This window comes from Plantibacter sp. VKM Ac-2880, from assembly GCF_015351235.1.
In the GTDB taxonomy this organism is placed as follows: Bacteria; Actinomycetota; Actinomycetes; order Actinomycetales; family Microbacteriaceae; genus Plantibacter.
Map to the genome: position 1 here is coordinate 1,482,852 of NZ_JADKSJ010000001.1, position 14,569 is coordinate 1,497,420.

General features: G+C 67.8%; 16 protein-coding genes. 8 read left to right on the forward strand and 8 right to left on the reverse strand.

The window, feature by feature from the left end:
• Positions 1 to 73: 73 nt before the first annotated feature.
• Positions 74 to 1,120 (forward strand): hypothetical protein, encoded by a 1,047-nt coding sequence (locus ITJ57_RS07185; protein ID WP_194669446.1) that lies wholly within the window; start codon positions 74 to 76, stop codon positions 1,118 to 1,120.
• Between the two features lie 12 nt (positions 1,121 to 1,132).
• On the opposite strand, the gene ITJ57_RS07190 is transcribed toward ITJ57_RS07185, so the two are convergent.
• Positions 1,133 to 2,410, reverse strand: coding sequence for a DUF445 domain-containing protein (locus tag ITJ57_RS07190; RefSeq protein ID WP_194669447.1), 1,278 nt, complete (start codon positions 2,408 to 2,410; stop codon positions 1,133 to 1,135).
• Between the two features lie 82 nt (positions 2,411 to 2,492).
• Here ITJ57_RS07190 and ITJ57_RS07195 point away from each other — a divergent pair, with 82 nt between their 5' ends.
• Entirely contained in the window at positions 2,493 to 2,771 is a 279-nt protein-coding gene (locus tag ITJ57_RS07195; protein ID WP_056007632.1) for a metal-sensitive transcriptional regulator, read from the forward strand.
• 41 nt (positions 2,772 to 2,812) lie between these two features.
• On the opposite strand, the gene ITJ57_RS07200 is transcribed toward ITJ57_RS07195, so the two are convergent.
• The 3 genes from ITJ57_RS07200 to ITJ57_RS07210 are packed head-to-tail and all read right to left on the reverse strand — an operon-like array spanning position 2,813 to position 5,786.
• Complete coding sequence (locus tag ITJ57_RS07200) at positions 2,813 to 4,003, reverse strand: acyl-CoA dehydrogenase family protein (RefSeq protein ID WP_194669448.1); 1,191 nt, start codon at positions 4,001 to 4,003, stop codon at positions 2,813 to 2,815.
• 59 nt (positions 4,004 to 4,062) lie between these two features.
• Positions 4,063 to 4,911: an alpha/beta hydrolase gene (locus ITJ57_RS07205; protein ID WP_194669449.1), complete on the reverse strand. Its 849-nt coding sequence runs from the start codon at positions 4,909 to 4,911 to the stop codon at positions 4,063 to 4,065.
• 23 nt (positions 4,912 to 4,934) lie between these two features.
• The gene (locus ITJ57_RS07210; RefSeq protein WP_194669450.1) at positions 4,935 to 5,786 is read right to left on the reverse strand and encodes an aldo/keto reductase; all 852 of its coding nucleotides are present in this window, start codon (positions 5,784 to 5,786) and stop codon (positions 4,935 to 4,937) included.
• A gap of 47 nt (positions 5,787 to 5,833) precedes the next feature.
• On the opposite strand from ITJ57_RS07210, the gene ITJ57_RS07215 reads away from it, so the two are divergent.
• Positions 5,834 to 6,400, forward strand: a complete 567-nt coding sequence (locus tag ITJ57_RS07215; protein ID WP_194669451.1) for an NADPH-dependent FMN reductase — start codon at positions 5,834 to 5,836, stop codon at positions 6,398 to 6,400.
• A 21-nt stretch (positions 6,401 to 6,421) separates the two neighbouring features.
• On the opposite strand, the gene ITJ57_RS07220 is transcribed toward ITJ57_RS07215, so the two are convergent.
• Positions 6,422 to 7,630 carry an MFS transporter gene (locus ITJ57_RS07220; protein WP_194669452.1) on the reverse strand — a complete coding sequence of 403 codons (1,209 nt, stop codon included), beginning with the start codon at positions 7,628 to 7,630 and terminating at the stop codon, positions 6,422 to 6,424.
• A 354-nt stretch (positions 7,631 to 7,984) separates the two neighbouring features.
• Here ITJ57_RS07220 and nrdH point away from each other — a divergent pair, with 354 nt between their 5' ends.
• The 4 genes from nrdH (at position 7,985) to nrdF (ending at position 11,940) form a co-directional block, all read left to right on the forward strand.
• The gene (nrdH, locus tag ITJ57_RS07225; RefSeq protein ID WP_056007615.1) at positions 7,985 to 8,218 is read left to right on the forward strand and encodes a glutaredoxin-like protein NrdH; all 234 of its coding nucleotides are present in this window, start codon (positions 7,985 to 7,987) and stop codon (positions 8,216 to 8,218) included.
• A gap of 84 nt (positions 8,219 to 8,302) precedes the next feature.
• Positions 8,303 to 8,716 carry a class Ib ribonucleoside-diphosphate reductase assembly flavoprotein NrdI gene (gene nrdI, locus ITJ57_RS07230; protein WP_082455879.1) on the forward strand — a complete coding sequence of 138 codons (414 nt, stop codon included), beginning with the start codon at positions 8,303 to 8,305 and terminating at the stop codon, positions 8,714 to 8,716.
• 23 nt (positions 8,717 to 8,739) lie between these two features.
• Positions 8,740 to 10,845 carry a class 1b ribonucleoside-diphosphate reductase subunit alpha gene (gene nrdE, locus ITJ57_RS07235; protein ID WP_194670337.1) on the forward strand — a complete coding sequence of 702 codons (2,106 nt, stop codon included), beginning with the start codon at positions 8,740 to 8,742 and terminating at the stop codon, positions 10,843 to 10,845.
• Positions 10,846 to 10,965: 120 nt separating this feature from the next.
• Positions 10,966 to 11,940 (forward strand): class 1b ribonucleoside-diphosphate reductase subunit beta, encoded by a 975-nt coding sequence (gene nrdF / locus ITJ57_RS07240; protein ID WP_056007612.1) that lies wholly within the window; start codon positions 10,966 to 10,968, stop codon positions 11,938 to 11,940.
• 91 nt (positions 11,941 to 12,031) lie between these two features.
• Here the strand turns inward: nrdF and ITJ57_RS07245 are convergent, their stop codons facing one another.
• The 3 genes from ITJ57_RS07245 to ITJ57_RS07255 all read right to left on the reverse strand — a co-directional run bounded on the left by ITJ57_RS07245 (position 12,032) and on the right by ITJ57_RS07255 (position 13,506).
• The gene (locus ITJ57_RS07245) at positions 12,032 to 12,259 is read right to left on the reverse strand and encodes a hypothetical protein (protein WP_194669453.1); all 228 of its coding nucleotides are present in this window, start codon (positions 12,257 to 12,259) and stop codon (positions 12,032 to 12,034) included.
• A gap of 118 nt (positions 12,260 to 12,377) precedes the next feature.
• Positions 12,378 to 12,758, reverse strand: coding sequence for a DoxX family membrane protein (locus ITJ57_RS07250; RefSeq protein WP_194669454.1), 381 nt, complete (start codon positions 12,756 to 12,758; stop codon positions 12,378 to 12,380).
• Positions 12,759 to 12,867: 109 nt separating this feature from the next.
• Positions 12,868 to 13,506 carry a flavin reductase family protein gene (locus ITJ57_RS07255; protein WP_370582362.1) on the reverse strand — a complete coding sequence of 213 codons (639 nt, stop codon included), beginning with the start codon at positions 13,504 to 13,506 and terminating at the stop codon, positions 12,868 to 12,870.
• A 201-nt stretch (positions 13,507 to 13,707) separates the two neighbouring features.
• Here ITJ57_RS07255 and ITJ57_RS07260 point away from each other — a divergent pair, with 201 nt between their 5' ends.
• The gene (locus tag ITJ57_RS07260; RefSeq protein ID WP_194669455.1) at positions 13,708 to 14,559 is read left to right on the forward strand and encodes a sulfurtransferase; all 852 of its coding nucleotides are present in this window, start codon (positions 13,708 to 13,710) and stop codon (positions 14,557 to 14,559) included.
• The last annotated feature ends 10 nt before the right edge of the window (positions 14,560 to 14,569 follow it).

Here is a 14,569-nt window from a genome sequence, read left to right on the forward strand (position 1 = left end):
CGGCAACGAACTGCAGGCGTGCGGCCGGGCAGTTCAGCCGCTCCGCCCGCCGTTCCGTCGAAAGGCCACTGCCGTGACCGATGTCCCGCCGCCCGACCCGCAGTACCCTGACGGCCGGCCGCCGCAGCCGCCGAACCCGCCCCAGCAGCCGCCGCAGCAGAACTGGCAACAGCAGCCGAACGGCCAGCAGCCCAACTGGCAGCAGCAGCCGAACCCGAACCCGCAGCAGAACTGGCAGCAGCAGCCGAACGGCCAGCAGCCCAACTGGCAGCAGCAGCCGACCCCGCAACAGCAGCCCCAGCAGCCTTGGCAGCAGCAGAACCCGTCCGGCCAACAGCAGTCCCAGCAGCCCTGGCAACAGCAGAACCCGTACGGCCAGCAGCCGCCGCAACAGCCGCCCTACGGACCCCCGAAGCGCAAGCGCACCGGCCTCATCATCACGCTCGCCGTGGGTATCCCTGCCGTGGTGGTCGCCGCCATCATCACCGTCGTCTCCCTCGTGCTCGCTCAGGGCGGCGCGCCGGTGGCGGACCCGAGCGCGACCCGGTCCGCGTCGCCGACCAAGACCGCCTCACCGACGCCAACGGAGACCGATTCGACGCCGGAGCCGACGAAGACCTACGTCTCCATCCCGCCGGATCTCGACTTCGCCGCGGGACAGGAGGTCCCGACCGAGTGGACGGCGTACCTGACGAACGACTTCGACTCGTCGTGGGCGGCCGGTGGCAAGGACAAGAACGGCATCGACATCTACACCAACGCCTCGACCTCGTGCGAGGTCCGGCTCGGCAACATCGCGCTGACGCAGGACGAGATCGCCGTCGGCGACGACGAGCGCTCGAGCGACGCCTACCTCTCGAAGTACGTCGGAGCCGACTACGTCAAGGCCGACGGCACGACGGAACAGCTCAACTACAACAGCGGCGGTGGGCTCATCGAGTTCCGCGTGCTGTCGTGGACGCAGGCGTCGGGGGAGCGCACCTACTGGGGTGTCCGTTCACTCACGAAGATGGGGACGCTCGTCGTCTTCACCTTCACCTGTCGTGATCAGGCCGCACTCGACCAGCTCGCGAGCGACGTCGTGAACCTCATCTCCGTCGAGCTCCTCCCGAAGCGCTGACGGGAAGGGTCGTCAGAAGGCCCGGAGGACGGCCTGCGCGATCGTGAAGATGGCGAGGCCGGCCAAGGCCCCGACGATGGTGCCGTTCAGGCGGATGAACTGCAGGTCGCGCCCGACGAGCAGCTCGATCTTCTGCGTCGTCTCGCGGGCGTCCCAGCGTTCGACGGTCTCGGTGATGATGCTGGCGATGTCGTGCCGGTAGCGGGTGACCACGTAGGACAGGGCGTCGGCGACGCGTGTGTCGACCCGGGTCGCGAACGCCTCGTCGGTGGAGAGCCGTCGGCCGACGTCCGCGATGGTGCCGGCGACACGCTTGCGGAGCTCGCTGTCGGGCGCGTCCAGCGCCTCGAGGAAGGCCGTCTTCGCGGCGGTCCACGTCTTCCCGGCGACCTCGCGGACACGCGGGCTGTCGATGACCTCGTGCTTCGCGTTCTCGAAGCGCGCGATCGTCGACTCGTCGGTCTGCAGCTGCTCGGCGAGCTCGGCCAGGTAGCCGTCGAGCGCGTGACGCAGCTGGTGGTCGGGATCCGCCCGGACCGCGTGCACGAACGACACGGCCTCGCGGTAGAGCTTGTCGTCGACCAGCCGGTCGACGAAGGACGGCACCCAGGTGGGCAGCCGGCTCGACACCAGGCGTTCGAACGCCTTCGGGTTGCTGCCCAACCACTCGCCCGTCCGGTCGAGGAGGAGGTCGACCGCGTCGTGGTGCGCTCCGGCGCCGACGATGTGTTCGACCCACCGGCCGATGTTGGGCGCCCACTGCGGATCGATGAGGTGCTTCGAAGCGAGCGCCTCGATGACCTCGCGGACGTCGTCGTCGGACAGGGTCTCGAGGAGCCCACGGACCGCGACCGACGCCTCGGCGGTGACGCGTTCGGCGTTGGTCGGCTCGGACAGCCACCCGCCGAGCTTCTCCGAGAGGCTGACGGTTGCGAGCTTCTGTCGCACGACCTCCTCGGAGAGGAAGTTGTCCTCGACGAACTCACCGAGGCTGACCCCGATCTCGTCCTTGCGCTTCGGGATGATCGCGGTGTGCGGGATCGGGATGCCGAGCGGGTGGCGGAAGAGGGCGGTGACCGCGAACCAGTCGGCGAGGGCGCCGACCATGCCGCCCTCCGAGGCGGCCCGGACGTACGCCAGCCACGGGTAGCGGCCTTCGAGCGCGAAGGCGACGGCGAAGATGGCCGCCATGACGAGGAGCAGCCCGGTGGCCAGACGCTTCATCGAGCGCAGGGCTCTGGCGCGGTCCGCGTCGGCGGCGGTGAGTTCGAGGGCGGGGGAGCTCGTCATCCGCCCATCCTAGGCTCGCGCGGTGTGCACGAGCCTCCTCTCGCGAGGCGGCCGCCGTACCCCCTGGTGGTACCCTGAGCCGGTGATCGAAGACATCAAGAAGCGCGCCCTCCACCGCACGAAGATCCTCGAGGGACAGATGCGCGGTCTCGAGAAGATGATCGAGAACGAGGACTACTGCATGGACATCATCACGCAGTCGCTCGCCATCCAGAAGTCGCTCGGTTCGCTCAACAAGCTCCTCGTCGAGAACCACCTGCTGACGCACGTCACGCAGATGTTCGAGGAGGGCGGCGACAGCAAGGACGCTGCTGTCGCCGAGCTCCTGCGCGTGTTCGAGCTCAGCAACAACCGGGGGTGATCCGGGCGCCCGTCATGGTGAGAGCCGGGCGGTCGGGCACCTCAGGCGGGGCCGAGCCAGGCGTTCGCAACGGTCGCGTGCGCTGACTCGTCGTCGGAGGGGTGGAACATCCCGGCGAGGACATCGCGGTAAAGGCGGCCGAGCTCGCTCGCGGCGAAGTAGCTGCCGCCGCCGGCCACCCTGATCGCCTGGTCGACGACCTCGCGGGCGGTCTCCGTCGCGCGCACCTTGAGCCCGACGAGCTTGGGGAACCAGAGCGTCCCGTGGTCGACGCCGTCGTCGAGGTCCCGAGCCACGCTCGACAGCTGCGGCAGCATGCCGTCGTAGGCGATGGCAGCTGCGGCGATCCGGCGACGGATGTCCGGGTCCGAGGCGTAGCTCGCGCCACCCGCCTTCTTCGAGGTCTTGCGGTGCGCGGTCTCGACGGCGAGCCGGAGCGCGCGCTCCGCGACACCCGTGTAGACCGCGGCGATGAGGGTCTCGAAACAGGCGAAGATGCCGAACACGATGGGATCCGGGTTCGGCCCGGGTTCGAGTCGCCGGACGACGTGTTCGGCGCTCGCCTCGGCGCCCTGGAGCAGGGTCGTCCGGCTCTGGCTGGCGCGCATGCCGACGGTGTCCCAGTCGTCGAGGATCTCGAAGCCGCCCCGGGAGCGCTCGATGAACCCGTAGACCACCTTCGGGCCGTCGGCCGAGGTCGAGTCGAGGCCGGTCGTCCCGAGCCAGGTCCAGGCCGGGGACAGGGAGGTGAAGATCTTGCGGCCGTGGAAGCGGTACGACCCGTCGGACCCTGGGCGGGCCTCCGTGTCGGACCCGAACAGCACGAGGTCGTTCCCGGCCTCGCTCACGCCGAACGCGTAGAGTTCGTCGCCCGCCGCACCGTCGAGGACGAACCGGAGCGAGTCGTCGCCCCGCTCGTGCAGCAGCCGGGCGACACCCGTCCACACCAGGTGCATGTTGACCGCGAGCGCGGTCGCGGGCGCTGCAGTGGCGAGGCGTGACTGGAGCCGCGTGACCTCGCTCAGCCCGAGGCCCAGACCACCGAGATCCGTGGGGACGAGAGCGCGCAGGTATCCGCACGCCCGGAGTTCGACGAGGTCCTCGTCGAAGAAGGCGTTCTCGCGGTCGGCCACGGCCGCGCGTTCACGGATGCGCTCGATGAGCTCGTCGCCGAGCACCTCGGCGGGGTCGAACGCCTGGGCGGTGGGGTCTGACTGCGTGGGAACGGTCACCGGACCATTGTCGCACCGGGGTCCGACGATGACACGGGTGTCTGCGGACGGTGCGGCGATCAGACCTCGTGACGAGATCGCTGCTCGAGCTGCAGCTCGGCCCAGTCACCGATCGCCTTCGTGGTCTCGGCGGGGCGGTCCCGATGGACGTTGTGCCCGGCGCCCTGGATGACGGTGAGACTGACCTGACGATTTGCGAGGATCTGTGCGGCGAGCGGGCCGCGGACGAGGCTGTACACCTCCGGGTCGGACGCGATCACGAAGGTCGGGGTCCGGAGGGAGGCGGCCGCCGGCCGGACATCCCACGGGTGGTTCTGCTCGCTCGTCTGCTCGATCGCCCACCGGCTCGCCTGGGACACCGCCTGGACCTTGAGCTCGACGTCGAGCGGGTGCCACTCGGGGTTCTTCGCGCGGACGGAGGCGGTCGTGTTGTCGGCGAACGCCGCCTCCTGGCTGGCGCGGATGGTCTCGGCGTCGTGGTCGTCGAGGGCGATGGCCGGATCGAGCAGCACGAGCGCCGCGGCCCAGCAGGGATCCGCCGCCGCCGCGACCGCCGTGGCCGCACCGCCGAGCGAATGCCCGACGACGAGATCCCAGGTGCCCCGGGTGTCAGCCATCGAGGGTGCCGGCCGCGTCGCCAGCAGGTCGGCGGCATACGCCTCGACGCGGTAGTCCAACGATCGCGGGGCGACGCCGTGTCCGCGCAGGTCGACCGCCTCCACGAGCCATCCGCGGTCTGCCAGGGCGGCGCAGATCCGCCACGTGCTCGGTCCGTTGCTGCCGAGGCCATGGACGACGAGCGCGCGGGCCGGAGCATCATGACGACCCCAGCGGTGGCGCGGAAGCTCCACCGGGGTGATCGTGCGGGCGGCGAGGCTGGACGCGGTGTCGACGACGGGCTCGGTCATGCGTTCAGCCTACGGTCTCGAGTTCAGTCGAGCCGGTCCGGGTCGGTGCCGGTGCGCTCGCCGTTCTCCAACGCCGAGATCGCGGCGAGGTCGTCGTCGTCGAGCGTGAAGTCGAACACCGCGAAGTTCTCGGCGATCCGCGCCGGCGTGGCCGACTTGGGGATGACGATGTTGCCGAGCTGAAGGTGCCAGCGCAGGACGACCTGCGCGACCGTGCGGTCGTGCTTGCGGGCGATCGCCCCGAGGTCGCTCGTAGCGTCGGAGCCGTCAACAGCGGGCGTGAAGAACCGGCCGCGGGCGAGCGGCGACCAGGCCTCCGTCGCGATGCCGTGAGCGGCATTGACGGCACGCAGTTCGCGCTGGGGGAGGAAGGGGTGCAACTCGATCTGGTTGACCGCCGGCGCGATCTCGGCGGATTCGAGGAGGCGTTCCAGATGACTGCGGTGGAAGTTCGAGACGCCGATGGAGCGGGCCCGCCCCTCGGCCCGGAGCCGTTCGAGTGCGCGCCAGGTCTCGCGGTAGCGGTCCTGCTTCGGCGCGGGCCAGTGGATCAGGTAGAGGTCGACGCGATCGAGGCCGAGGAGCTCGAGACTCGTGTCGAACGCTCGGAGCGTCTCGTCGTAGCCCTGATCGGTGTTCCAGACCTTGGTCGTGACGAACAGCTCGTCGCGGGGGAGTCCGGACTCGCGGATCGCCACGCCGGTGCCCCGTTCGTTCCCGTAGAGCGATGCGGTGTCGATGTGCCGGTACCCGACCTCGAGCGCGGTCCGGACGATGTCCGTGCTGGCGGCGTCCGCGACCTTGTAGACGCCGAAGCCGAGTTGGGGGATGGAATGCCCGTCGTTGAGGACGACGGTCGGGGTGGTGGCTGCCATGTCACCAGTATCCTCGACAGGGCACCGTCGCCGTCGAAAGGGAGCCCATGCCGCACCTCATGATCGTCACCGGAAGCGTTCGCGCCGAGCGGGTCGGGGGTGCCGTCGCCGACTGGGTCGTGGGCGTGGCCGGCGCCGACGCGCGGTTCACCGTCGACGCGGTCGACCTCCGCGAGCTGGCGCTGCCGTTCATGGACGAACCGGCGCATCCTCGGAAGCGCGCGTACACGAAGCAGCACACGATCGCGTGGAGCGAGCGGGTCGACCGGGCGGACGCTTTCGTGTTCGTGACGCCCGAGTACAACTACAGCTTCGCACCGGCACTGAAGAACGCACTCGACTACCTGATGCACGAGTGGGCGAGGAAGCCCGTCGGGATCGTCAGCTATGGCGGGCTGTCCGGTGGGACGAGGGGCGTGGTCGCGCTGCGGCCCGTGCTCCAGGCCCTCGGTCTCGTGAGTACGGGTGCCAACGTCGAGATCCCGTACGTCGCCCGCCAGATCGCCGACGGGGTGTTCTCGCCGAACGACCGTCAGTCGGCGGTGCTGCCGATGCTGCTCGACGAGGTGTCCGCCCTCGATGGAGCGCTCGCGCCGCTGCGCTCCGCCGACTGACGGAGCCGCGGGCTGTCCCGCTCAGGACGGGTGCGTGTTGATCGGCTCGGTGTCGGGGATGGGGCTCGCGTCGCGTCCGCGCAGGTCCGGGTGCCAGCGGTGACCGACCCAGGGGATCACGAAGCCGAAGAGCGCGAAGACCCCGGCGACCCAGAACGCACCGACGGCTCCTGAACCGTCGATGAGGAACCCGGCGGCCGCGGATCCCATGGCCGCTCCGATGAGCTGACCCGTACCGACCCAGCCGTAGGCCTCCGCCGTGTCGCTGAACTTGACGCTCGCCGAGACGATGGCGAACAGCACGGCGAGGGCCGGGGCGATGCCGATCCCGGCGACGAAGAGCGTGACCGACAGCCACCAGGCGTTGAGGAAGAGGCTGGCGACGGCGAGTCCGGCGAAGACGATGAAGATGCGGCGGGCCAGCGCGTATGGGCCGATGGGGGTGTGTCCGAGGGCGAGACCGCCCGCGAGGGACCCGACCGAGAAGATCGCGAGGACGATGCCCGCTTCGAGGCCGTCGTGGCCGAACGTCGCGACGACCCCCGCCTCGACGGCCGAGCAGGCGCCGATCAGCAGGAAGCCCACCACCGTGGCGAGGAGGACCGGCGGACGCTTGAGCACCTGACCGAGCTTGCGACGACTCCTCGGGATGCGGACCCGACCGACCTCGGGGGAGGAGATGAACCACAGGCAACCGACGATCATGATGGCGGCGGCGAGGACGATGCCCCAGACGGTGCCGACCTGCGTGGAGACGAAGGTCGTCACGACGGGCCCGAGGACCCAGATGATCTCCTGGGCCGAGGCGTCGAGCGAGAAGAGCGGCGTCAGCTGCTGGGAGGTCACGAGCTTCGGGTAGATGGTGCGCACGGCGGGCTGCACCGGCGGGGTGCTGAGGCCGGCGACCAGCCCGACCCCCATGTACGCCGGGACGCTCATGGGCACGAGGGCGATGGTCGTGACCGAGACGGCGCAGACCACCAGCGTCAGGAGGAGCACCTTGCGGATGCCCCACACACCCATCCACCGACTCGTCAGCGGGCCGGCGATCGCCTGGCCGATGCTCGTCGCGGCGAGGACGAGTCCGGCTGCGCCGTAGGACCCGGTGACCTGCTCGATGTGCAGGAGGAACGCGAGCGAGAGCATCCCGAACGGGAAACGAGCCGTGAGCTGCGCAGCGATGATCCGGGCGACGCCGGGGGTACGAAGAAGGTCACGGTAGCTGCTCACAAGGAGACCAGTCTATGGACCCGTTCGGACGTCCGCGACACGCCCACGACACGCCCAAGACGGCGGTCGGTGTCGGTGGTCCCGAGGAGAATTCCACCTGTGGATAGATATCCCTCACACGGGGGAGAAAAGGGCGTGAATCCGGGATTTTCGCGTCGCCGCCGAGCGTTGTACCCAGTGGAGAACCGGTGGATAACTCGCCCGAAACGGTGGAGAACCCGGTGGAAAACTACAGGGCTGTAACTACTAGCCCTTGTGGTTGGCCTGAAGGTCGTCATCTATATGTAGTATTGGAACCCCGGCGCAGGACGCCGTGGGAATCACCAGGATTTAGAGGGGAAGGCACGAAGAGCTATGGCAATCACGGTCTACACGAAGCCCAGTTGCGTGCAGTGCACGGCGACGTACCGCGCGCTCGACAACAAGGGCATCGAGTACAACATCCTCGACCTGTCGGTCGACGAGAACGCGCTCGAGCAGGTCAAGGCGCTCGGCTACCTCCAGGCGCCCGTCGTCATCACCGAGGAAGACCACTGGTCGGGCTTCCGTCCCGACAAGATCGAAGAGCTCGCTGCACGTCTGGCTTGAGCCCTCGGTCGCAGGCGTCACCATGAGCCGGCTCCAGCAGCACCGCACCATCCGCCCGTCCGGAATCCGACGAGGAGGCCCACCGTGGAACCACGGCTGATCTACTTCTCCAGCATCTCCGGCAACACGCATCGCTTCATGCAGAAGCTCGATCTGCCCTCACTGCAGATCCCGCTGTATGCGAAAGACGAAGCCGTGCACGCCACGGCGCCCTACGTCCTCGTGACCCCCACCTACGGCGGGGGCAACGGCGACGGAGCGGTGCCCAAACAGGTGATCCGGTTCCTCAACGTCGAGGCCAACCGCTCCCTGATCCGCGGGGTCATCGCCGCCGGCAACACGAACTTCGGCGAGGCCTACGGTCTCGCCGGCGACGTGATCGCCAGCAAATGCAAGGTCCCGCACCTGTACCGCTTCGAACTCTTCGGAACCCAGGACGATGTCACCACCGTCCACAATGGATTGGAATCATTTTGGCAGCAGCGCCAGTTTCAGTGATCGACGCACCGTCGACGAGCCAGATGGACTACCACTCGCTCAACGCGATGCTCAACCTCTACGGCCCGAACGGCGAGATCCAGTTCGACAAGGACCGTGAGGCCGCGCGGGAGTACTTCCTCCAGCACGTCAACCAGAACACCGTGTTCTTCCACTCCCTGAAGGAGCGGCTCGACTACCTGGTCGAGAAGGAGTACTACGAGCAGGCCGTGCTCGACAAGTACCCGTTCGACTTCATCCAGGACCTCAACGACCTGGCCTACTCGAAGAAGTTCCGCTTCCAGACCTTCCTCGGCGCGTTCAAGTACTACACCTCGTACACGCTGAAGACGTTCGACGGCAAGCGCTACCTCGAGCGCTTCGAGGACCGCGTCGTCATGACCGCCCTCGGCCTCGCCGACGGCGACCAGCAGCTCGCGATCGCGCTCGTCGAGGAGATCATCGCCGGACGCTTCCAGCCGGCGACGCCGACCTTCCTCAACTCGGGCAAGGCGCAGCGCGGCGAGCTCGTCTCCTGCTTCCTCCTCCGTATCGAGGACAACATGGAGTCGATCGCCCGTGGCATCAACTCCGCGCTGCAGCTCTCGAAGCGCGGCGGCGGCGTCGCACTGTCGCTGTCCAACATCCGCGAGTCCGGCGCTCCGATCAAGCAGATCGAGAACCAGTCGAGCGGCATCATCCCCGTGATGAAGCTCCTCGAGGACTCCTTCAGCTACGCGAACCAGCTCGGTGCCCGTCAGGGTGCCGGTGCCGTCTACCTGAACGCGCACCACCCCGACATCCTGCGCTTCCTCGACACCAAGCGTGAGAACGCCGACGAGAAGATCCGGATCAAGACGCTGTCCCTCGGCGTCGTCGTCCCAGACATCACCTTCGAGCTCGCGAAGAAGGGTGAGGACATGTACCTGTTCTCCCCGTACGACGTCGAGCGCGTCTACGGTGTGCCCTTCGGCGACATCTCGGTGAGCGAGAAGTACCACGAGATGGTCGACGACTCGCGCATCAAGAAGACGAAGATCAACGCCCGCGAGTTCTTCCAGACCATCGCGGAGATCCAGTTCGAGTCGGGTTACCCGTACATCGTGTTCGAGGACACCGTCAACGAGGCGAACCCCATCAAGGGCCGCATCAACATGTCGAACCTCTGCTCGGAGATCCTGCAGGTCAACACGCCGACCACGTACAACGAGGACCTCTCCTACAAGGAGATCGGCAAGGACATCTCCTGCAACCTCGGATCGCTGAACATCGCGCTCACGATGGACTCGCCCGACTTCGGTCGCACCGTCGAGACCGCCATCCGCGGCCTCACCTCGGTGTCCGACCAGAGCCACATCACCTCGGTGCGCTCGATCGAGGACGGCAACGACAAGTCGCACGCCATCGGCCTCGGCCAGATGAACCTGCACGGCTACCTCGCCCGTGAGCGGGTGCACTACGGCAGCGCCGAGGGCATCGACTTCACGAACATGTACTTCTACACGGTGGTGTTCCACGCGCTGCGCGCCTCGAACCTCATCGCGAAGGAGCGCGGCGAGACCTTCGAGGGCTTCGCCGACTCGAAGTACGCGTCCGGTGAGTTCTTCGACAAGTACACCGACCAGGTCTGGGAGCCGGAGACGGCCCGTGCCCGCGAGCTGTTCGAGCAGGCCGGCGTGCAGATCCCGACGCAGGCCGACTGGGTCGCCCTCAAGGCGTCCATCCAGGAGTACGGCATCTACAACCAGAACCTCCAGGCCGTGCCGCCGACCGGTTCGATCTCGTACATCAACAACTCCACGTCGTCGATCCACCCGATCGCGTCGAAGATCGAGATCCGCAAGGAAGGCAAGCTCGGTCGCGTGTACTACCCGGCGCCGTTCATGACGAACGACAACCTGGAGTACTACGAGGACGCCTACGAGATCGGCGCCGAGAAGATCATCGACACCTACGCTGCGGCGACGCAGCACGTCGACCAGGGGCTCTCGCTGACGCTGTTCTTCAAGGACACCGCCACCACGCGCGACATCAACAAGGCGCAGATCTACGCGTGGAAGAAGGGCATCAAGACCATCTACTACATCCGTCTCCGCCAGCTCGCGCTCGAGGGCACGGAAGTCGACGGCTGCGTCAGCTGCATGCTCTAACCCCTTCGACAGGCTCAGGGACCGGATGGTCCCTGAGCCTGTCGGCGGGCCACCCGCGTCACCCCGGTCCCTGAGCTCGTCGACGGGCCGACCCCACTTCCCGATAGAGGACACGAATTCATGTCAGAGAAGCTCAAGCTGGTCGACCGCGTCCAGGCGATCAACTGGAACAAGATCGAGGACGAGAAGGACGTCGAGGTCTGGAACCGCCTCGTCAACAACTTCTGGCTGCCCGAGAAGATCCCGCTGTCGAACGACGTCCAGTCGTGGAACACCCTGACGCCGCAGGAGCAGCAGCTCACCATGCGGGTGTTCACGGGCCTCACCCTGCTCGACACGATCCAGGGCACTGTCGGTGCCGTCGCGCTCATCCCCGACGCGATCACCCCGCACGAGGAGGCCGTCTACACGAACATCGCGTTCATGGAGTCGGTGCACGCCAAGAGCTACTCCTCGATCTTCTCCACGCTGAGCAGCACGAAGGAGATCGACGAGGCGTTCCGCTGGTCGGTCGAGAACCCGAACCTGCAGAAGAAGGCGTCCATCGTCCTCGACCGCTACCACGGTGACGACCCGCTGAAGCGGAAGGCCGCCTCGACCCTCCTCGAGTCGTTCCTTTTCTACTCAGGCTTCTACCTGCCCATGCACTGGTCGAGCCGCGCGAAGCTCACCAACACCGCCGACATGATCCGTCTCATCATCCGCGACGAGGCCGTGCACGGGTACTACATCGGCTACAAGTTCCAGAAGGGCCTCGAGAAGCTGACGCAGGCCGAGCGGGACGACGTCAAGGACTACACGTTCTCGTTGCTCTACGAGCTCTACGACAACGAGGTGCAGTACACGCAGGACCTCTACGACGAGGTCGGCCTGACCGAGGACGTCAAGAAGTTCCTGCACTACAACGCCAACAAGGCGCTCATGAACCTCGGCTACGAGGCCATGTTCCCGAAGACGGTCACCGACGTGAACCCGGCGATCCTGTCGGCGCTCTCGCCGAACGCCGACGAGAACCACGACTTCTTCTCGGGCTCCGGCTCCTCCTACGTGATCGGCAAGGCCGTGGTCACGGAAGACGAGGACTGGGACTTCTAGTCACCAAGCACCTGCGCTGCATGCACGAGGGCCGGATGGAATCCACGATTCCATCCGGCCCTCGGTCGTTTCCGGGGTCGATCGCTCGGCGTCAGCCGCCGAGGCTGCCGCCCATGCCGCCGGCCGCGGCGAGGAAGAAGTAGAAGAACGCCGTCACGCCCTGGACGACCGGGAAGAAGAGGACGGCGACGGCCGTCACGACGATCGTGATGATGACGGCGAGCGACACCAGGCTGACGACGCCGTTCCGTCCGGCGCTCGGAGCGTCGACGGGTTCGGCGACGAGCAGCTCGTCCATGGTCGCTTCGGTCGTGAGCATCGTTCTCCCTGGGTGTGCGGTGTTGTCGACCATACCTGCCGTGACGGGAGGAATCGTCGACTCGCCGGGGGATCGGGACATCCGGTCCCCGGCGGCGTCGGACGGGCCGTTCACGAGCTCAGCGGCGGGTGGACCAGAGCGCCCAGGCGATGAGCACCGGCTGGAAGAAGAGGCGGGTGAAGCGTCGGCTGTCGGTGTCGAGGCCGAACGCGTCGCGGCGGTTGATCCACTGCGACAGGTTGCCGGGGAAGATCGCGGTGAAGAACGCCGCGGCCACGTTGCCGACCAGGTTCCGCTTGACGCCTGAGGCCAGGGCTGCACCCAGGGCGATCTCGACGACGCCCGATGCCAGCACCGTGGTGTCCTCGTCGATCGGCACCCATTCCGGAACCTGCGCCTGGAAGTCCTTGCGGGCGAAGGTCAGGTGGCTGATGCCGGCGAAGACGAGGGCGCCTCCGAGCAGCAGGCGGGCGGCGGTACGGGCTATCGATCCAGCCATGCGGGGTCCTCTCGACGATGGTGATGTCACCACGCTATCCGCAGATCAGGGGGACGACGCCGGTTCGGCCTGCACAGATGCTCAGCCGCCGAACCTCAGCCTCGCAACCTCAGCCGTCGATCTGCGAGTTCGCGTCGAGGCGGTGCCACGTGCGGTTGTGGTAGACGAGTGGCGCTCCGTCGAAGCTCGGGGTGAAGGCCGGGGTCGCCGGCGTTTGAGCCGCGGCGGCCGACTCGGTCCGGACCGTGTCCGCCGGCGCCTCTGTCTGCGCCTGCGACACGCTCGACTCGAGTGCGTGCACCGCGATGACCGTCGACGTCCCCGCCTCCATGCGGTTCACGATGCGCCCACGGATCCACACGCCGTTGCCCGTGAAGTACGGCTCACCCGTCGGCAGGCGGTCCCAGATGGAGGTGTCGGCGAACCGGTCGATCCCGCTCGTCGCGCACAGCTTCGCGATGTGGAGCTGCTCGGAGCCCAGTAGGTGGACGACGACCGTGTCGGAGGCGGTGATGGTCGGTGCGCTCGACGACAGCGACGAGACCGAGAACACGAGGAGGGGTGGCTCCGCGCTCACCGAGAAGACCGAGGTGGCCGTGAGCCCCACTGGTCCGGAACCGTCGTCCGCCGTGATGACGGAGACCCCGGCCGGGTGCTGCCTGAAGGCGGCCTTGAAGTCGTTGGGGGAGAGGGAGGCGAAACCGGTGGCGACCTCACCGCCGTCGACGGGGGACGGCAAGGCGGTCACGGAGGCGGCTGCCGGGTGGACTGAGCTCACGGGGGATCCTTCGAACGGCTGTGGACGACTGGTGCGGCGACCGATTCGGCGGACGCTGCACAGGCTACGTTTCGCTCATCCGGGTGCCACTGCAACTCTGTTACCCGGTGTGACGGTGGACGGACGGATCCGCGGCGGCCGCCACCGCCCCTGCTGCGTACGCTGGGAGGTATGCCCACCCTCATCGCACCGGACGACCTCGCAGCCCTGATCGCCTCGGAGACGCCGGTGCGCGTCCTCGACGTGCGGTGGCGACTCGACGCTCCGGACGGACGGCCCGCCTACCTCGAGGGACACCTCCCCGGCGCGGTCTACGTGGACCTCGACCATGAGCTGGCCGACCACGTGCCCACCGGACGGCAGCCGGTCGAGGGTCGTCACCCGCTGCCCGGTCGCGATGCACTCCAGACGGCTGCGCGGTCGTGGGGGATCGACGACGGCGATGTCGTCGTGGTCTACGACGATCTGAAGAACCTGTCGTCATCGCGGGCCTGGTGGGTGCTGCGGAACGCCGGTGTCGCCGACGTCCGCATCCTCGACGGGGCGTTGCGGGCATGGACGGACGCCGGACTGCCCGTCGAACGCGGCGAGGTCGTGCCGGAGCCGGGCACGGTCACGCTGTCGACGGGTGTCCTTCCGAGCATCGACATCGATGGCGCCGCCACCTGGACGCGCGACGGCGGCGTGCTGCTCGACGCCCGCGCCGGCGAGCGGTACCGCGGGGAGGTCGAACCGGTCGACCCTCGCGCCGGCCACATCCCCGGTGCGATCAACACGCCGACGACTGCCAACGTCGATGAGGCCGGCCGGTTCCTGTCGCCGGAGGCGCTCCGCGAGCGGTTCCTCGCCGCAGGGGTGACGGAGGGTGCAGCGGTGGCCACGTATTGCGGCAGCGGCGTGACCGCGGCGCACAACGCCGTCGCCCTCACGCTCGCCGGCTTCGAACCCGTCCTGTACCCGGGCTCGTGGAGTCAGTGGGCGAACCACCCCGAACGCACGGTGGCGACGGGCCCCGACGCCTGAGCGCGTGCCG